The following is a 17403-nucleotide window of genomic DNA, read 5'->3' on the forward strand; positions in this document are numbered from 1 at the left end:
CACCCGAGGGTGTGGGGCAGCCGCCGTTCAACGTCCCGCCGGGGTCAGCCCGCGGACGCCCGGTCCGGTTCGGCCGGCTGTCCGGCCAACTGCCGTACGTCGGGCCGCGGACGGGGCCTCGACGAGGCCAGCAGCGAGACCAGCGCCGTCAGGGCCGCCAGCGCGGCGAGCACGGCCGCCAGACCGGCGAGCCACGGCGGCGCGAGGGTCAGATCCAGGGCCCGGGACAGGCCCCGCGACTGGATCCGGCCTTCCAGGAGCTGGGCGACGGCGAGCGCCGCGGGAACGATGATGCCCAGGGCGAGCACGGGCACCACGCTGCGGCGCAGCAGTGCCAGCCCCAGCAGGACGCACAGACCGCAGCCTGCGACGACGAACCCGAAGGCGCTGACGGAGGTGCCGTCGCGGTGCGGCGGGAAGTGCGCCAGCCCGCACACCATGAGCATCAGGGCCGCCGCCAAGCGGGGCCAGGCGGGTGAGTCGACGGTCTTCGCGGGCCGGTTGCGGCGCGTACGGGCCGTCCGGCCGATGGCGACCGTGCCGCCCTCGGCGAGCAGCCGGTCCCCGGAGGGGGGCCCGTCCTTCGCGGCCGCGCGCGCCGCCTCGGCCGCCTTCTTCTCCTCGCGTGTCGGCGGCTTCGACTGCTGCCGGCCCTCGCGCACGCCCTGTTCATGGGCCATGCGGCCGATCAGCTCGACCAGTTCGTCGACCGGGCGGCTGGTGGCGGCGGCCCGCACCGCGGCCTCACCGCAGTGGGGTTCCAGCGGGGGCCGGTGCAGCAGCGCCATCAGCCGGGTGACGTCCTCCACGGGCCGGCCCTCGGCCGCCGCGCGGATCGCCTCGTCGGCGCTGTCGGCGTTCCTCGGCGGCCTGGTCAGCAGGGCCACCAGCCGGCTCACGTCCTCCACGGACCGGTCCGTGCCGACCGCCCGGAGCGCGTCGACCGTGGCCCTCGCGTACTCCGGTGACTGCTCCAGCAGCTCGATGAGCTCGATCACCTCTTCCAGCGGCCGGTCGGCCACCGCGGCGTGCACCAGTCCGTCGACCGGGTTGATGTACGCGGGGTCGGACTCGATCTCACCCTGGTCGGGGTACTTCCTGTCGAACTCGGCGGCCGAGTCGGTGGCCCGCGGGTCGGCCTTGGCGGCCGGGGCGGGGGCCGGTGCCGGTGCGGAGCCGAAGGCAGGGGCGGAGCCGGAGGCAGGGGCAGAGGCGGGGGGAGCGGCCGGGTACGCGCGGCGGGTCCCGTCGGCAGGTTCCGAGTGGCGGCGCTCGTCGCGCTCCTCCCGGTGCTCCCTCTCGTCCCTGGCGTCCCGGCCGTCCCTGGCGTCCCGGCCGTCCCTGGCGTCCCGGCCGTCCCTCGCGTCCCGGTCGCTCCGGCCGTCCCTGTCGTTCCGGTCGGCCGGGGAGGCGGTGTAGCGGCGGGGCGCCCGGTCGGCCGCGTCGGGATACCGCCGGGCGATGTCGTCGGCCGGCTCGGGGTGCCGGCGGTCGATGTCGTCGGCGGGGTCGGCGTACCGGTGCTCGGCGGCGTCGGCCGGGTCCGCGTACCGCTGCTCGACCTCGTCGAGCGGGTCGGGGTAGCGGTGGTCGATCTCGTCGGCGGGGTCGGCGTACCGGTGCTCATCGGCATCGGCAGGGTCGGCGTACCGCTGCTCGACGGTTTCGGCCGGTCCGGCGTACCGGGACTCGGCCGCGTCGGTGTACCGGCGCTCGGTTCTGCGCGCCGGCCGGTCCGGCGCCTCCTCCGGCACGGCGTGCCAGGGCGCGGAGGCGGGTAGCGGCGGAATGGTGGCGTCGACCACGCTCTCGGGTGATATGCCAGGTCGATCGGCGTCGAAAGGCGAACGTGTTGTCATACTCGGCTCCCTACGAAGGGTGCAGTCGCTGTCGTGGCCCGGACGTGCGGCCCGAGAGTTGCTGTGCGACCTTTCTAAGCGCCCCCGCCAAACGCCGCCAACGGGATGAGGCGTACGTGTGACGGGGGCCGGAACCGGACCGCTCACGGGGTCAGTCGTCGGGTGTGCCGTACAGCCACAACCGCAGCAGCCTGCTGAGCCCCGGCATGACCAGATAGGTGAGCACCGGCAGCAGCACGACGGGGAAGACGGCGGCGCGCAGCGGCAGGGGCCAGGCCGCCGTGGCGGGCGCCACCAGCCACTGGATGAGGAACGTCATGGGATAGGCGCCGAGGAACGTCGTCAGGACCATCTTCCAGCGCGGCGGGGCCTGCACGGTGGTGCCGGGGAGCCGGAACCAGCTCTCCATCCCGGTGGTCGACTGGCGCTCGTCGCGGACCTCGGTGGCGATGCCCTCGATCCGCGCGTGCCACTCCGCCCGCTCGGACGAGACCAGCCAGTCGGTGAGCCGCTGCGGGTCGGCGAAGCGCAGCACCGCGTGGAACCGGTGCCCGGGCTCCGGGCGCAGCCAGGACACCCCCTGACTGCCGGGGAAGCGCGCGACGCAGTCGGCGACGCCCCGGGTCCACTCCTCGAATTCGTCCTCACGGCCGGGACGTACCTGCCAGGTGAGGACCGTGGTGACGGGTTCGGCGCATGGGACGTGCGGGGTGCTCATGACCACATCGGGTTCCATGGGCGGGACGGGTCATGCACACACCGGCGCAACGGACCGGTACCGGTGAGGACGGCCGTCAGGCCTGCCCGTTCCCGTCGTGCACCCCCGGGGTGACTATCTCGTCCAGCGCTTTGCGCACGGCCTCATAGGTGTGTCCGCGCAGCTCGGCGTCGCGTGAGCTGTCCGGATCGGCGGTCTTCAGCTCCTCGCTGCGTGCCTTCCACGTCTGCTCCTCCCGGCCGGCCCAGGAGCGGGCCCGCTGGATACGGCGCAGGAGTTCGTCGGAGTCCACCACGTCAGTCATGAGATATGAGTACCCACGCGAACCCTTTCGACCCGGGCGCCCGGGCACTCCCGGGACGGTCAGGCCTCCAGGAGGTCCAGCAGATCCGCGAGCGGCAGGGGTTTCGCCAGGTGGGCGTCGAATCCGGCCTCGCGGGACAGCGTACGGTCGGTGCCGCGGCTGAAGCCGGAGACCGCGATGAGACGCACAGAGGCACCCTGCGGGCGCGAGCGCACGGTACGGGCCACCTCGTAGCCGTCCATGTCGGGCAGCCCGAGATCGCACACGACGACGTCGAAGAGGTGGCTCCCGGTCGCGGTGACGGCGTCCGCGCCCGTGTGGACGACCGTGACGTGGTGCCCCTGGCGGTCCAGCAGTGTGCGGTAGGTCGCGGCGAGATCCGTGTTGTCCTCGACGATCAGGACGGCCAGCTGCTTGCGCCCACGGCGGGCCGTCACGGGCCGGGCCGGCGGCGGGTCGCCGTCGGACGCGGCCAGCGGCAGCACGGCGGTGAACGAGGCTCCGGTACCGGGACCGTCACTGTGCGCGGAGATCCGGCCGCCGTGCAGATCGAGGATGGTGCGGACCACCGACAGGCCGAGGCCCAGGCCCTCGGGGGTCTGCGGTCCGGCCGGCGCGGCCCGCATGAACACCCCGAACAGTTCCTCGGCCTGCCCGGGGTCGAAACCGATCCCGTCGTCCTGGACGGTGAGCCGGGCCCGGCCCGCTGCGACCGACAGGTCTATGGCCGTACGGCCGCCGGGCAGCGTGTACTTGAGCGCGTTGGACAGCAGGTTGGTCAGCACCTGGGCCAGCCGCAGCCGGTCGCCGTCGACGAGCACCGGACGGTCGGGCAGCCGGATCTCCAGCACGCGCCCCTCGTGCCCGAACAGGCCGCGGATGTCGGCGCAGGCGCTCTCGACGGCCGAGCGCAGGTCCATCCGCTCGGGCACCAGCTCCAGCCGTCCGGTCACCGCGCGGGTGCCGTCCAGCAGGTCGTTGCTCATCCGGGCCAGGATGCCGAGCTGCCGTTCCAGGACGGACAGCGCGGGATGGCCGCCGGGCATGTCGAGCCCCAGCAGCTCGGTCGCCGCGGTGGCGGCGGCCAGCGGGTTGCGCAGTTCGTGCGAGAGCGTCGCGATGAACCGGTCCTTGGCGCGCTGTTCCTCCCGCAACCGGTGGCCCGCCGCGTCGAGGTCGGCGTTGAGGCGCCGCAACTGCTCGTTGACCTCGCGGATCTCCCGGGCGCGGACGAACAGGTCGATCTCCATGCCCTCCGCGCGGGACTGCGCCTCCGCGGCGGCCCGCTCGTTCTCGTGCCCGGCCTGTCGCACCAGCACGAACTCGGTGACGTCCTCCACCCGGTGGATGATGTGCGACACCCGGCCCCCGGCGTCCAGCACCGGAGTGTTGACCGGGCTCCACCAGCGCTCGACGAACCCGGTGCCGTCGCCGGTGTCCTCGCCCGCCGGGATGTCGTACCGCTGCAGCGCCATCGTGTCGGTGCGTGCCGTGCCCACCACCGTCTCCAGGGACCGGCGCAGGTTGGCGACGCCGTCGGCCGAGGGATCGGCCGGGTTGTCGGGGAACACGTCGAAGATGAGACGCCCGACGATGTCCCGCCCTCTGCCGGTGGCCGCGAGATAGGCGCGGTTGACCTCGACGATGACGAAGTCCGGCGCCAGGATGAGCAACGGGGAGAGCGCGAAGTCGAAGAGCTGCCGGAAGTCCGGCACGGTGTGGGGGTCGCCCGCGGGGATGCCCGAGGGGTTGCTCGACGGACTGGTCGTGGACACGGCGGCTCTCAGGGGTCGAGGCGGTACCCGTAGCCGCGCACCGTGGTGATCCTCGGGGCGGGCACGGGGAGTCGGGCGAGTTTTCCGCGCAGCCGGTACACGTGCTCGATCACGGTGGCGGACGGCTGCCAGGACGCGCCCCAGATCCGCTCCAGCAACTGCTCGGCGGAGAAGACGCGGCCGGGGGAGCGCGCGAGGAGTTCCAGGAGGGCGTACTCCTTGGGACGCAGGGTCAGAGCGACACCCGTGCCGCTCGCCAGACACGCGGCCGTGTCGATGCGCAGCGAGCCCACGTCGAGGACGGCCGGGACTTCCGGCGGCCGGGACCTGCGCAGTACGGCGCCGATCCGCGCCACCAACTCCCGCTGCGAGAAGGGCTTGACGAGATAGTCGTCCGCGCCGATCTCCAGCCCGGCCACCCGGTCCGTCTCGTGGCCGCGTCCGCTGACGACGATCACCGGCAGTCGGCTGGTGGCGCGCAGGGCCCGCAGCAGTTCGAGTCCGCTGCCGTCGGGAAGCCCCAGGTCGAGGACGACCAGATCCACCTCGCCGTGGTGCATGACTGCTTTGCCGGCCCGGGCGTCCATGGCCCAGGTGACCGTGAAGCCCTCACGCTCCAGATAGGCACGGCACATCAGTGCGAAGTCGGTGTCGTCGTCGATCAGCGCGAGATGTGGACGCAACTGTCACCACCCGGCCTCACTGCCGCCCGCACGTTGTGCCGCCGATGAGCGGGCGTTGATGCCCCGACCATGTGGCGAAGGTAGAACAGGAGGCACCCACGGTTCAAGGGGGAGCCGACACGGGGGAGTTCCGGCACGGGCTCGTGCGGCGCGGGGAGCGCGCACACCGCCGTACGGGTCCGGGCCGGAACAACGCCGGACGACGACGGGGGACGTCGACGGAGGGCGCCGACCGGTGGTGACATCGGTTCGGCGAGGCGTCCCGGGCCGCCGGGACACGCGTCGGGGAACGGTCGTGACGACCGTTCCCCGAGCTGTGGCGCTACAGCCCGTCAGCGCCCGAAGTGGTGACCGCCACCGTGCTGGGAGCCGTGGTTCTCGCCCTCCCAGTGGGAGGCCGCGCAGCCGTCGCCGTAGTAGGCGTGACCGTCGCCGGCACCCGAGAACACGCCGCATGCGCGGAAGTCGCCCTCGTAGCGGCTGTCGTTGCGGCCATCGTTGTGGCGCTCGTCGTGGTCGTCGGCGATCGCCGCGCCGGCACTGCCCAGGATCGCGGTGGCGGCGAAGACGCCGGCGGCAAGGATGGTACGCACACGCATGGTTGCTCCCTGATGGAGAGGTGATGGACGGATGAGCGGGAGATCCGGCCACACGGATCGCGTGGCCTCGCCGCTCCTACAGCCATGCTCGGGGCGGGGCGTGCGGTCGGCGAGCGTTCATCACCCATACGTGGGTGCCCCAGGCGCGGGCGCGGTCCCGGCAGCCCCGGGAGCGACCGGGGATCCGGGCAGGTCAGCGAGGGTGCGCCGGACGGTTTCGGCCCTGTGTGGGTTAGGGTCGTGACCTTGATCGACCGTACTCACGATCGACCGTGGGTACACGGACCGTAGGTACACAGGGAGAAGAAGAACATGGCGGTGGAGGTGAGCGACGCCCCCGAGGCGCAGCGCTACGAGGCCCGGCTCGACGGAGCGTCCGAGGTCGCGGGGTACGCGCAGTACATCCGCACGACGGAACTCATCGCGTTCGTGCACACCGAGGTGAGCCCGGAGTGCGAGGGCAAGGGCGTGGGCTCCGCGCTGGTCCGGGCCTCCCTCGACGAGGCCCGAGCAGCCGGCCTGCGGGTGCTGGCCACCTGCCCCTTCTACGCCGGCTGGATCGCCCGCCACCCCGAGTACGGCGACCTGCTGTACCAGGCCCGCAGCAGGGTCAGCGACTGAGGCGGACCGCGACTGGGGCAGGCCGGGACTGAGGCGGGCCGGGGAGAGGCCCGCTATCCCTGGGCCGACGGCCGCCAGCCCAGTGCCGGGCCGAGCCGGGTGGCGATGTCGGTGAGGATCTGGACGTAGTCCGCGTGCTCGAAGGTGAACGGCAGCGCGAACGCGACCTCGTCGATCTCCCTGAACGCGGCCTGGGCGTACAGCCGTTCGGCGATCTCTGCGGAGGTCCCGACGAGATCGGGCGCGAACATCATGCGCGCGGGACCGTGGGTCGTCGCCGTACGCGGAGTGCGCTTCTCGACGTACGCCTCGTACTTCGCGCGCTGCTCGGCAGTGGCACTGTCGGTGGGGATGACGACGAGCCCCTGGGAGACGCGGGCGCGCTCGCCGTCGGGGTGCTGGGCACGGAAGGCCCGTACGTGGGACAGCTGGATCTCGGCGAAGTCCTCGGACTCCTCCGCCTTCACGACACTGCTGGTCAGGAAGTTCATGCCGTGCTCGCCCGCCCACCGGGCCGAGCGCAGGCTGCCGCCGCCGTACCAGAGCCGGCCGCCCAGCCCCGCGGCGTGCGGCTGGACGCGGTCGGAGAACACCTCGAACCCCTCGACCCCGCTGAAGTCGGTGGCCGGCTTGCCGCGGACGAAGTCCAGCAGACGGCTCACCCGGTCGTAGCCGAAGTCCTCGGAGTCGGCCGTGTCCGGATACAGCGCGTCCTTGACCTGGTCGAAGTGCATCGGCGGACCGACGCTGACCCCCGGATTGAGGCGGCCCCCGGACAGGAGGTCGACCGTGGCCAGGTCCTCGGCGAGGCGCAGCGGGTTCTCCCAGCCCAGCGGGATGACCGCGGTGCCCAGCTCGATGCGGCTGGTGCGCTGCGAGGCCGCCGCGAGGACGGCGACGGGGGAGGAGATCCCGTACTGGAGGTGGCGGTGACGCAGCCACGCGCTGTCGAAGCCCAGCCGCTCGCCGAGTTCGATGATCTCCAGCGTGGACTCGTGGCCCGCGCGGGGATCGGCGCCGTCGAACAGGCCGATGGTCAGGAAGCCCAGCTTCCGCAGCGGTCGGGTGGGCAGCGGCACGGGGCTCCTCCAGCGTCCGGCACGAGTTCTACGGGTACTGCACTGCTACGGCCCGGCTGCTACCGCTCGGCCTTCTTGTCCTTGAGTTCCTTGATGCGTGCCGTCTCCTTGCGGACCTCGGCCTGCGTGGCGCGCTCCTTCTGCAGCCACTCCGGGGAGTCCGCCTTCAACGCCTCGATCTCGTCCGTGGTCAGGGCGTCCGTCACCCCGCCGCGGGCGAGCCCGGAGATGGAGACACCGAGCTTGGCGGCGACCACCGGCCGGGGGTGCGGGCCGGTGCGCCGCAGCTCCCGCAGCCACTCGGGCGGATCGGCCTGGAGCGCGGTGAGCTCGGAGCGCGAGACGACACCTTCCTGGAACTCGGCGGGTGTGGCCTCTAGGTACACACCCAGCTTCTTCGCCGCGGTCGCGGGCTTCATCGTCTGGGTGTTCTCGTGCGACGTCATAACCGCAAGGGTATCGAGCATGTGAACCAGCGCCGACCACGCCGGGTAACCTGGCCAGGTGACAGGCTCGGAAGAATCCCCTTCGTTCCGGCTCGCGTATGTCCCGGGAGTGACGCCCAGCAAATGGGTGCGGATCTGGAACGAGCGGCTGCCCGACGTCCCCCTGACGCTCCACGCGATGTCCGTCGGCGAGGCCCTCGACGCGCTGCGCGGCGGCGCCGCCGACGCGGGGCTGGTCCGGCTGCCGGTCGGCGGTACGGACCTCAGCGCGATCCCCCTCTACGCCGAGACGACCGTGGTCGTCGTCCCCAAGGACCACGTCGTGGCCGCGGTGGACGAGGTGAGCGCCGAGGACCTGGCGGACGACATCGTGCTGCACCCCCTCGACGACCCCCTGGGCTGGGAGCGCCTGCCGGGCCGCCCAGCGATCGAGCGCCCCGCCACGACGGCCGACGCGGTCGACCTGGTGGCCGCGGGAGTGGGGCTCCTGGTCGTCCCGCAGTCGATCGCCCGCCTCCACCACCGCAAGGACCTCACGTACCGGCCGGTCACGGACGCCCCGGAGTCACGGGTCGCCCTGTCGTGGCCCGTGGACCGGACCACCGACCTGGTGGAGGACTTCATCGGTATCGTCCGTGGCCGCACCGTCAACAGCTCCCGGGGCCGCACGCAGCCCGCGGCCGAGCAGAAGCCGGCCCGCTCCCCGGCCAAGGCCACCCCGCGGCGCAAACCGACTGCGGGCAAACCCAAGGGTGCCAAGACCACGAAGAGCGCCAAGCGAGGCAAACCCCGAGGTCGCTGAGCCCTCAAGGGGCGCGGGGAACTGCGCGCCCAGCCCCCACCGGACCCGCAGGTACTACGGACCGTGCGAGGTCACGCCCTCGTCCGTGTCACGGACAAGCCCCGCCACGTGATCCGTGATCGTGTCCAGGACGTCCGCCCACGCCGAATCGTCCCCGAGCACCAGGAAGTTGAGCGTCAGCCCGTCGGTCATGGCCGCCAGATAGCGCGCCAGCACCGGCACGGGCACGCGCAGCGAGAAATCCATCTCACGGCCGAGCTGCCCGATGAGTTCGGCGTACGTGTCGGAGTACAGCTCGTACTGCCGCCGCGCCAGATGCTCGAACCCCGGCTGCCGCAGGGCGTACTGCGTCAGCTCGTACGTGAGCATGTGCTCGCCCGGGTGCGCGGACACATGGTCCCAGTAGGCCTGGAAGCCGGCCGCGACCGTCTCCCGCAGGGTCGCCCTCGGCCGGATCGCCTCGCGCACCAGCGTGACGGAGTGACTGGTGATCGTCTCGATGACGGACTCGATCAGCGCCTGCTTGGAGTCGAAGCAGTAGTGGAAGACGCTCAGTGACACGCCCGCCTCGGCCGCGATGGACCGGGTCGTCGTCCTGGGGACGCCGTCCCGGGTCATCACGCGGATGGCCGCCTCGGTGAGCTGACGGCGCCGCTCGGCCGACGGCATCCGTGCCATGGGGTGTCCCTTTCGCGCCTGCTCGTCGCGGGTGGGTGTCAACTGCCGTGGACGCCCACCTCGTACAGGGAGTAACCCCAGTCCGTACCGCGGTCCAGCCCGTGGATCCGCACATACCGGGCGGGTACGCCGGAGAACCGGGCCGTGTCCAGACCGCCGTCCCCGGCGGTGGTGGACCACACGGACTGCCAGTCGGTGCCGTCGGTGGAGACCTCCACCCGGTACGACTTCGCGTAGGCGCGCTCCCAGTCGAGGGTGACGCGCCTGACCGTGCTGGTGGAACCGAGGTCGATCCGCAGCCACTGGTCGTCGCTCCAGTCGCTGGCCCAGCGGGTGCCCGTGTCACCGTCCACGGCGCGGCCTGGCCCGTAACTGGTGAAGATGCTCGACTCGGACGAACTGGCCGACGCGGGCGCGCCCTTGGCGAGGTTCACGCCCGCCCGGTGCCGCTCCGACGCGCCCCAGGTGTCGAGGTAGGACTCCGCGCCCCGGAACAGGTCGTCCACGACGCCCTGGCCCGCGACCAGCCGGATGTCCTCGATCCAGTCCGGTACCAGCCCGTAGTGGGCGGCGCCGTCGGTGTTGATGTCCCAGGTGCGCTGCCCGGTGGTCTGCCGGTCGAGCACGGCGGTGCCGTCGGTGCTGCGGAAGGGGTACCGGACGGGGTTCGGGGCGTCCGCGCCGCGCGGGGCCGGCCAGCCGCCGACGCCGTTCATGTCGGTGCCGTAGCCGTAGCCCACGTCGTACTTGTCACGCAGGGCCTTGGTCCGCGCGGCCTCCGCGCCGAACTGCTCGGAGCCGTGCATGTACTGGGCGATGAACCCGCCGAGCCGGTAGACCCGCTCGGTCCAGTTCAGGTCCATCCAGCTGTGCGAGGAGATCACGCCGGGGTAGGACTCGGCCTCGAAGATGTCGAGGGCGCGGCCGGTGGCCTTGACGCCCATGTGGTCGATCTCCAGCATCATCTTGCGCTTCATCAGCCCGCGCACGGCGTACTCGCCGAGATCGGTGAGCCCCCGCTTGTTGCACTGCGCGTCCTCGTCGTACGTCGGTACGTCGACGCCCGCGGGCAGTTCCTTCTCGGCGCCCGGCGCCGCCGCGCCCCCGATGGGGTTGTCGTGCTGCGGGCCCGTGCACTTCTCCGTCTGCCAGAAGGTGCCTGTCGACAGGAACTGGCCGACGTTGATCGCCGTACCGAGGCCGCCCTCGTCGAACCTGACTCCGCACAGGGCGTTGTCGAACTTGTGGCACAGGAACATGCTGCGCACACCGAGGTCGTACAGCTCGTCGAGGCCGGCGTCGATGTCGGCCTTGTCGCACTGTGCGATGTCCAGGATCTGCTTGCAGCCGAACGGCTCGGAGGTCTCCACGCCGAGGACGACGGCGAGTTTGCCCTGCTGGGCGACCTCGCGGGCCTGCGCGCTGTCGGTGACGATCCTGAACCAGCCCTTGCCCGGGCCGCCGTACATGGCGTCGATGTAGTCCTGCATGTCGTACGTCAGCTTCGCCTGCAGCCGGATCGAGGTCATCTCGTCGCAGCTGCGGTCCTTGAAGGGGTAGACCGAGCAGATCACGCCGTTGGTGACGAGGTCGTTGACGAGTACGCGCTGGCCGCCGCGCCAGGCCCGCTCGACCCAGGCGTAGTAGTTCTGCTGGTGGGTCAGCGAGTCATGGGCGGGCCAGTCCTTGAACGTGGGCCAGCCGTCCGGGTCGTGCTTGCCGTCACCGCCGTTGGTGATGAAGTCGAAGAGGGCCAGCGAGCCGTCGGGGTAGTGCTCGGGGCAGTCCTTGAGGGCGTCGGCGACTCCCGCCCGGGAGAAGGACTTGCCGCAGATGAGCCGCCCGCCGAAGGCCTCGTTGGCCATGATGTGGTTGTGCGCGTCGACGAACCCGCGTACCTCGCCCTGGGAGTTCGTGCCCTTGAAGGGCTCCCCGGTGACGTTGATCTGCGAGTCGGGCGCGGGCCGCGAGGCCGGGTCCCACCAGTCCGTCCCGGCGGCGGAACTGGGCGTGGGCCCGAGCGCCATGGCCATCACGACGAGCAGCAGCGACAGGACCGCGAGAGGTCGGCGCCGGTGGAGAGGCTGTCGGGTCATGAACATCACCCACGTCTTCGGTCGACGACACGCTGCTTGTCATGACTCCTGCAAACGCGTGGGACGAGAATCCCGACTGCGACGGACGGAGTCAAGGGTCCGGGACGCTTGACCTGATGGGGCGTCGGGTCGGCGGGCGGTCGGTTCGGCCGCGCACGGCAGGGGCGCGGGGAACTGTGCGAGCAACCCCCACCGGCCCGCACGTACGGACCTCTTGACGGCTCGTTGGTCCAGTCCTACCTTCCCACTCAGCTGTTCAGTGACACGCCCATCGTTCATATATGTGGATGCGTATGTGAACGGCCGGCGAACCCCCCACATCTGAGGAGTCGACATGCTCACGCGCTCCAGAGCACTCACCGTCACAGGCGCGGTATGCGCTTCCCTCCTGGCCGCCGCCCCGAACGCCCTCGCCGAGGTGGAGCCAGGTGGCTGGACCTCGGTCTCACCCACCTACACCGTGCAGGAACGCGGCTGCGGGCAGGTCGACGGCCTGACCTTCCAGCTCACCTGCTCCACCGCGAGCGGGGACCAGCGGGCCGAGCGGCGGTACGCCACCTACACCGGCGGCACCCGCCAGTTCGAGGGCTACTTCCGGATCAGCAGCCTCAGCGGCACCCGGATCAGCCTCAAGCAGACCTTCAACGAGTCGGCGGCAGGCCCGTACTTCATGCTCGCCGCCGAACGCGGGGGACGGCTGTACGCGGTCCACGGCGGCGACACCCTCTCCGACGCCGGCACGGTCGGCGCCACCGTCCGGGTCAACACCGTGCACCAGGTGGGTACTTCGCACCGCACCTACATCAACGGCTCGCTCAAGCACACCTACGCGAGCCCTGGTGGCAGCTTCTACGACAAGTTCGGCGCCTACCGCACCAACAGCGGCAACGGTCCGGCCACCGTCGTGTGGAGCAACGTCAAGTTCTGGCGCAAGTAGCAGCGCGAACATGAGAGTTCCCGTACGCGGCGCGGCGCCGACAGTCCTGGTCCTGGCTCTTGCCCTGCTCGTCGGACCGGTGCTGTCGGCCTGCGGCCCGCCCCGCACGGCGGCCACGGCCTCTGACGTCGTGCTCCGCGCCGAGCGCGTCTCGCCCACCGACATCGACCTGCACTGGAGCGGGGGCGGTCCGGGTACGTCCGGCCACATCCTCGAATTCGCGACGGACGCGGCGGGCCCGTACACCGTGCTGCAGTATCTGCCGCCCCGGGTGACGAGCTACCGGCACCCCGATCTGATGCCCCACACCACGTTCCACTACCGGCTGCGCGCCTTTGCCGGCCCCGCCTCACAGCCGGTCGACGTCACCCTGCCCCCGGGCGGACTGACAGCGGCGGACGAGGACGCCGGCCACGACTGGCTGCCCGCCCGCAGGGACCCGGAACGGACTGCCCCGGGCCGGCCGCTACGGTCCACGGGCGCCGGGGCGCCCACCGGCCTCAAGGCCGTGATCAAGCACGCGAACGGCATCCTGTTCACATGGATGGACCACGCGTCGGACGAGGACGGCTTTCTGCTGGAGTCCCGTATCTCCGGGAGCCCTGGCGGGGACTCGGACGGGGGCTCCGGGTTCGCGCCCGTCGCCGTCTTCGAATCCGACGTCAATTCCGCGGGGCTGATCACCCTGCCCACCGAGAAACGGGGGTCCTACCGGGTCCGGGCGTTCACGCGCGGCGCGCTGTCGAACGTCGTCCGGCTGACCACCGGCGCCTCCACTGATCAATGACACGCCTGACAGCGGCGGGACAGGGATGGTAGAAGCAGGACATGACCACTTGTACCACCCGCACTTCTTCCACCCGTACCTCCTCCGCGGTCGGCGCACGATGACCGCGGGCATCGACACCCCGGACCGCAGGGGCCGTACCGGACTCGACCGGGTCGGCCTCGACCTGACCGGGAACCCCCGGGTCAAGGTGCGGGACGTGACCCTGCTGTCCTGCCACTGGTACGTGGAGCGCACCACGACGTTCGACCTCCAGCTCGCCGACGGCACCTGGTCCACCCAGGAGCGCGAGACGCACGACCGCGGCAACGGCGCCACGATCCTGCTGTACGACACGGAACGCGGGACCGTGCTGCTGACCCGGCAGTTCCGCTATCCCGTGTACGTCAACGGACACCCCGACGGCATGCTCGTCGAGACACCGGGCGGTCTGCTCGACGATGACGACGAGCACCCCGAGGTCGCCGTACGGCGCGAGGTCATCGAGGAGACCGGGCACACGGTCGGCGAGGTCGAGCGGGTCTTCGACGTCTATATGAGCCCGGGCTCGGTCACCGAGCGCGTCACCTTCTACGCCGCCTCCTACGGACCGGCCACCCGCACCCACGAGGGCGGCGGGCTGGACGAGGAGGGCGAGGACATCGAGACCGTCGAACTGCCCTTCAGGCAGGCCCTGGGCATGATCCGTACGGGCGAGATCGCCGACGCCAAGACCATCATGCTGTTGCAGTGGGCGGCGCTGGAGGGACCGTTCAGCAAGTGACCCCCGCCGTCGCCCGGGTGTGCACGCGGCGGTCAGCGCACCAGCAGCTGGACGAGGGCGACCGTGCCGACCGTCACGATGAGGACGCGCAGGACCACCGGGCTGAAGCGGCGGCCGACCGCGGCGCCGAGCTGCCCGCCGATCGCGGAGCCGACGGCGATCAGCGCGACGGCCGTCCAGTCGAAGTCCGCGACGAAGAGGAAGAAGGCCGCGGCGACGGTGTTGACGACGGCGACGAGGACGTTCTTGACGGCGGTGAGGCGTTGCATCGTCTCGTCGAGGAGCACCCCCATCAGGGACATGTAGATGATCCCCTGCGCCGCCGCGAAGTAGCCGCCGTAGACGCTCGCGAGGGTCAGCCCGACGAACAGCAACGGGCCGCCGTCGCGGTGGCGCGGCCCGTCCTTGAGAGGCCCGGAGAACCGCGCGACCGGCCCCGGCGGACCCGTAGCCGATGCACGATCCGACGAACGATCCGTCGCGCGGCGGCGCAAACGCTTCGTGATCAGCGGCTGGAACGCGACCAGGACGAGCGCCAGACCCACCACGACCGGCACGATCCTCTCGAACGCCGTCGCGGGCAGCGCCAGCAGCAGCACGGCCCCCGTGAAGCCGCCCACCAGCGCACCCACGCTCAGCCTGAGGATGCGGCGCCGCTGACCACGCAGCTCCTTGCGGTAGCCGAACGCCCCGCTGACGGCGCCGGGGACGAGACCGAGCGCGTTCGATACGGTCGCGGTGACGGGCGGCAGACCCGTGGCCAGCAGCACGGGAAAGGTGATCAGGGTGCCGGAACCGACCACGGTGTTGACGCCGCCCGCGGCCACGCCCGCCGCGAACACCGCGACGGCCTCCCACGGCGTCACGCGAGGCCCCGCCGTACATCGATGGTCATGAAGGCGACGGTAGGCGGCCGACCGTTCGGCGGGCGCCGCACCATGGTCCGCGGCGCCGCGCCGAGGCCGGGCAGCGGGTCACTCGAACCGTGAGACGTCGCCGGCTCCCTTGCGGACGATCTCGGCCTCGCCGCTGGAGAAGTCGATGACCGTGGTCGGCTCGGTGCCGCAGTCGCCGGAGTCGATCACCGCGTCGACGGAGTGGTCGAGGCGCTCCTTGATCTCCCAGCCCTGGGTCATCGGCTCCTCCTCGTCGGGCAGCAGGAGGGTGCTGGACAGCAGCGGCTCACCGAGTTCGGCGAGCAGCGCCTGGGCGACCACGTGATCGGGGATGCGGACGCCGACCGTCTTCTTCTTCGGGTGGAGCAGCTTGCGCGGGACCTCCCTGGTCGCGGGGAGGATGAACGTGTAGCTGCCGGGCGTCGAAGCCTTGATGGCACGGAACACGTCGTTGTCGACCTGCACGAACTGGCCGAGCTGCGCGAAGTTCTGGCACACCAGCGTGAAGTGGTGACGGTCGTCGAGCCGGCGGATGGAGCGGATCCGGTCGATACCGTCACGACTGCCCAGCTGGCACCCCAGCGCGAAGCAGGAGTCCGTGGGATAGACGACGAGCGCACCCGCACGAATGGAGTCGGCGACCTGGGTGATGGTGCGCGCCTGAGGATTCTCGGGATGAACATCGAAGTACTTTGCCACGCGCCGAGCTTATGCCCCTCGGGCCTCCGGCCCGTCAGGGGCGCGGGGCTGTGACACGTGCGACTGCCCCGCGGGGCGCGGGTGACGCCCACCGGCCGGCACCGGACATCGAACAGCGCCCGGCGCCGGCGAGGGGCGCCTGATCAGTCCCGAAGCCGGTCGATCTGCCGGATCTTGTTCGTCGCGTCGAGCGCGGCGACCTTGTAGGACTCCGCGAGCGTCGGATAGTTGAAGACCGCGTCGACCAGATAGTCGACCGTCCCGCCGCAGCCCATCACCGACTGCCCGATGTGGATCAGCTCCGTCGCACCCGTACCGAAGCAGTGCACGCCGAGCAGTTTCCGGTCGTCGGGGGAGACGAGCAGCTTGAGCATGCCGTGCGAGTCGCCGATGATCTGGCCCCGGGCCAGTTCGCGGTAGCGGGAGATACCGACCTCGAACGGCACGCGTTCCTCGGTGAGCTGGTCCTCGGTCTTCCCGATGAAGCTGATCTCGGGAATCGTGTAGATGCCGATCGGCTGGAGGTCGTGCATCCGGGCCACCGGCTCGCCGCACGCGTGGTACGCCGCCGTACGCCCCTGTTCCATCGAGGTCGCCGCCAGTGCCGGGAAGCCGATGACGTCACCGACCGCGTAGATGTGCGGCACCTCGGTGCGGTAGTGCTCGTCCACCTTGATCCGCCCGCGCCTGTCGGCGGACAGGCCGGCCTTGTCGAGGTCGAGTTCGTCGGTGAGGCCCTGCCGGCCGGCGGAGTACATCACGGCGTCCGCGGGGATCTTCTTGCCGCTCTCCAGGACGGTGAGCGTGCCCCGCGCGTGGCGTTCGACCGCGGCGACCGTCTCGCCGAAGCGGAAGGTGACGGCCAGGTCCCTGAGGTGGTACTTCAGCGACTCGATCACCTCGACGTCGCAGAAGTCGAGCATGCCGGGGCGCTGTTCGACCACGGTGATCTTGCTGCCGAGGGCGGCGAACATGGAGGCGTACTCCATGCCGATCACGCCGGCCCCGACGATGACCATGGAACGGGGCACCTGCCCGATGTTGAGGACGTTGTCGGAGTCGAGGATCGTCTGCTCGTCGAACTCGACGGTGGCGGGCCTGGCCGGCCTGGTGCCGGTCGCGATGACGATGTTGTCCGCGGTCAGCAGCTTCTCGTTGCCGGTCACTTCGCGCAGGGCGATGGTGTGGTCGTCCACGAAGCGGCCGGTGCCGGCGAACAGGGAGACGTGGTTGCGGGACAGCTGGCTGCGGATGACGTCGACCTCGCGGCCGACCACGTGCTGGGTGCGCGCGGTCAGGTCGGCGACGGTGATGTCCTCCTTCAGCCGGTAGCTCTGGCCGTACAGGTCCCGTTGGGTGAGACCAGTGAGGTAGAGGACCGCCTCGCGCAGGGTCTTCGAGGGGATGGTTCCGGTGTGGATGGAGACCCCTCCGACCATGTCGGGGCGGTCTACGACGGCGACCCGGCGGCCGAGCTTTGCCGCGGCGATGGCGGCCTTCTGGCCGCCCGGGCCGGATCCGATGACGAGGAAGTCGAAGTCGCGCACCACCAGAGTCTGTCAGCCGAGCCTGTCCCCCGAAAGGGTGAGTTGCCCTCCGGGCGGGGGGAGGGGGGTGGGGTTGTGTCTGTACGGCCGCCCGGTGGGGGTTGGCCGCGCAGT

18 protein-coding genes are annotated in these 17403 nt (G+C 71.1%); 5 read left to right on the forward strand and 13 right to left on the reverse strand.

Features of this window, described 5'->3' with window-relative positions; genetic code table 11:
- Nucleotides 1-44 precede the first annotated feature (44 nt).
- The 6 genes from ACFWGJ_RS28895 to ACFWGJ_RS28920 all read right to left on the reverse strand — a co-directional run bounded on the left by ACFWGJ_RS28895 (nt 45) and on the right by ACFWGJ_RS28920 (nt 5938).
- Complete coding sequence (locus ACFWGJ_RS28895) at nt 45-1805, reverse strand: hypothetical protein (protein ID WP_387330347.1); 1761 nt, start codon at nt 1803-1805, stop codon at nt 45-47.
- Between the two features lie 205 nt (nt 1806-2010).
- Nucleotides 2011-2577 (reverse strand): antibiotic biosynthesis monooxygenase, encoded by a 567-nt coding sequence (locus ACFWGJ_RS28900; protein WP_387330350.1) that lies wholly within the window; start codon nt 2575-2577, stop codon nt 2011-2013.
- A gap of 76 nt (nt 2578-2653) precedes the next feature.
- Nucleotides 2654-2881, reverse strand: coding sequence for a hypothetical protein (locus tag ACFWGJ_RS28905; RefSeq protein WP_387330352.1), 228 nt, complete (start codon nt 2879-2881; stop codon nt 2654-2656).
- 59 nt (nt 2882-2940) lie between these two features.
- Nucleotides 2941-4656, reverse strand: a complete 1716-nt coding sequence (locus ACFWGJ_RS28910) for an ATP-binding protein (RefSeq protein ID WP_387330354.1) — start codon at nt 4654-4656, stop codon at nt 2941-2943.
- 8 nt (nt 4657-4664) lie between these two features.
- Nucleotides 4665-5339 (reverse strand): response regulator transcription factor, encoded by a 675-nt coding sequence (locus tag ACFWGJ_RS28915; protein WP_387330356.1) that lies wholly within the window; start codon nt 5337-5339, stop codon nt 4665-4667.
- A 332-nt stretch (nt 5340-5671) separates the two neighbouring features.
- Nucleotides 5672-5938, reverse strand: a complete 267-nt coding sequence (locus ACFWGJ_RS28920) for a hypothetical protein (RefSeq protein WP_387330358.1) — start codon at nt 5936-5938, stop codon at nt 5672-5674.
- A gap of 312 nt (nt 5939-6250) precedes the next feature.
- Here ACFWGJ_RS28920 and ACFWGJ_RS28925 point away from each other — a divergent pair, with 312 nt between their 5' ends.
- Complete coding sequence (locus ACFWGJ_RS28925; RefSeq protein WP_387330361.1) at nt 6251-6559, forward strand: GNAT family N-acetyltransferase; 309 nt, start codon at nt 6251-6253, stop codon at nt 6557-6559.
- A gap of 53 nt (nt 6560-6612) precedes the next feature.
- Here the strand turns inward: ACFWGJ_RS28925 and ACFWGJ_RS28930 are convergent, their stop codons facing one another.
- Together ACFWGJ_RS28930 and ACFWGJ_RS28935 are read right to left on the reverse strand one after the other, a co-directional pair.
- Nucleotides 6613-7638: an LLM class flavin-dependent oxidoreductase gene (locus tag ACFWGJ_RS28930; protein ID WP_387330363.1), complete on the reverse strand. Its 1026-nt coding sequence runs from the start codon at nt 7636-7638 to the stop codon at nt 6613-6615.
- A gap of 59 nt (nt 7639-7697) precedes the next feature.
- A complete protein-coding gene (locus tag ACFWGJ_RS28935) occupies nt 7698-8105 on the reverse strand; it encodes a DUF5997 family protein (RefSeq protein ID WP_210886498.1) in 408 nt (135 codons plus the stop codon).
- A gap of 37 nt (nt 8106-8142) precedes the next feature.
- Here ACFWGJ_RS28935 and ACFWGJ_RS28940 point away from each other — a divergent pair, with 37 nt between their 5' ends.
- Nucleotides 8143-8886, forward strand: a complete 744-nt coding sequence (locus tag ACFWGJ_RS28940; protein ID WP_387330366.1) for a LysR substrate-binding domain-containing protein — start codon at nt 8143-8145, stop codon at nt 8884-8886.
- 54 nt (nt 8887-8940) lie between these two features.
- Here the strand turns inward: ACFWGJ_RS28940 and ACFWGJ_RS28945 are convergent, their stop codons facing one another.
- A complete protein-coding gene (locus ACFWGJ_RS28945) occupies nt 8941-9564 on the reverse strand; it encodes a TetR/AcrR family transcriptional regulator (protein WP_387330369.1) in 624 nt (207 codons plus the stop codon).
- A gap of 38 nt (nt 9565-9602) precedes the next feature.
- Nucleotides 9603-11660, reverse strand: a complete 2058-nt coding sequence (locus ACFWGJ_RS28950) for a discoidin domain-containing protein (RefSeq protein WP_387330372.1) — start codon at nt 11658-11660, stop codon at nt 9603-9605.
- A 334-nt stretch (nt 11661-11994) separates the two neighbouring features.
- Between ACFWGJ_RS28950 and ACFWGJ_RS28955 the strand changes: the two genes are divergently transcribed.
- The 3 genes from ACFWGJ_RS28955 to ACFWGJ_RS28965 all read left to right on the forward strand — a co-directional run bounded on the left by ACFWGJ_RS28955 (nt 11995) and on the right by ACFWGJ_RS28965 (nt 14147).
- Nucleotides 11995-12597 (forward strand): hypothetical protein, encoded by a 603-nt coding sequence (locus ACFWGJ_RS28955; protein WP_107015020.1) that lies wholly within the window; start codon nt 11995-11997, stop codon nt 12595-12597.
- Between the two features lie 10 nt (nt 12598-12607).
- Nucleotides 12608-13384 (forward strand): fibronectin type III domain-containing protein, encoded by a 777-nt coding sequence (locus tag ACFWGJ_RS28960; RefSeq protein ID WP_387330376.1) that lies wholly within the window; start codon nt 12608-12610, stop codon nt 13382-13384.
- Nucleotides 13385-13484: 100 nt separating this feature from the next.
- A complete protein-coding gene (locus ACFWGJ_RS28965; protein WP_387330385.1) occupies nt 13485-14147 on the forward strand; it encodes an NUDIX domain-containing protein in 663 nt (220 codons plus the stop codon).
- Nucleotides 14148-14179: 32 nt separating this feature from the next.
- On the opposite strand, the gene ACFWGJ_RS28970 is transcribed toward ACFWGJ_RS28965, so the two are convergent.
- From ACFWGJ_RS28970 to sthA, 3 genes are all read right to left on the reverse strand, one after another.
- The gene (locus ACFWGJ_RS28970) at nt 14180-15013 is read right to left on the reverse strand and encodes a sulfite exporter TauE/SafE family protein (RefSeq protein ID WP_387330379.1); all 834 of its coding nucleotides are present in this window, start codon (nt 15011-15013) and stop codon (nt 14180-14182) included.
- A gap of 108 nt (nt 15014-15121) precedes the next feature.
- Nucleotides 15122-15742, reverse strand: coding sequence for an L-threonylcarbamoyladenylate synthase (locus ACFWGJ_RS28975; protein ID WP_189768828.1), 621 nt, complete (start codon nt 15740-15742; stop codon nt 15122-15124).
- Between the two features lie 143 nt (nt 15743-15885).
- Complete coding sequence (sthA, locus tag ACFWGJ_RS28980) at nt 15886-17289, reverse strand: Si-specific NAD(P)(+) transhydrogenase (RefSeq protein ID WP_387330382.1); 1404 nt, start codon at nt 17287-17289, stop codon at nt 15886-15888.
- Nucleotides 17290-17403: the final 114 nt, after the last annotated feature.

Source organism: Streptomyces sp. NPDC060205, from assembly GCF_042728395.1.
Classification (GTDB): Bacteria; Actinomycetota; Actinomycetes; order Streptomycetales; family Streptomycetaceae; genus Streptomyces.

Bases quoted from the DNA above. Each gene is read 5' to 3' on its own strand.
- ACFWGJ_RS28935 (WP_210886498.1), bottom strand. From the start codon at position 8,105: ATGCTCGATACCCTTGCGGTTATGACGTCGCACGAGAACACCCAGACG.
- ACFWGJ_RS28955 (WP_107015020.1), top strand. From the start codon at position 11,995: ATGCTCACGCGCTCCAGAGCACTCACCGTCACAGGCGCGGTATGCGCT.
- ACFWGJ_RS28950 (WP_387330372.1), bottom strand. From the start codon at position 11,660: ATGACCCGACAGCCTCTCCACCGGCGCCGACCTCTCGCGGTCCTGTCG.
- ACFWGJ_RS28925 (WP_387330361.1), top strand. From the start codon at position 6,251: ATGGCGGTGGAGGTGAGCGACGCCCCCGAGGCGCAGCGCTACGAGGCC.
- ACFWGJ_RS28920 (WP_387330358.1), bottom strand. From the start codon at position 5,938: ATGCGTGTGCGTACCATCCTTGCCGCCGGCGTCTTCGCCGCCACCGCG.
- ACFWGJ_RS28960 (WP_387330376.1), top strand. From the start codon at position 12,608: ATGAGAGTTCCCGTACGCGGCGCGGCGCCGACAGTCCTGGTCCTGGCT.
- ACFWGJ_RS28965 (WP_387330385.1), top strand. From the start codon at position 13,485: ATGACCGCGGGCATCGACACCCCGGACCGCAGGGGCCGTACCGGACTC.
- ACFWGJ_RS28905 (WP_387330352.1), bottom strand. From the start codon at position 2,881: ATGACTGACGTGGTGGACTCCGACGAACTCCTGCGCCGTATCCAGCGG.
- ACFWGJ_RS28945 (WP_387330369.1), bottom strand. From the start codon at position 9,564: ATGGCACGGATGCCGTCGGCCGAGCGGCGCCGTCAGCTCACCGAGGCG.
- ACFWGJ_RS28900 (WP_387330350.1), bottom strand. From the start codon at position 2,577: ATGAGCACCCCGCACGTCCCATGCGCCGAACCCGTCACCACGGTCCTC.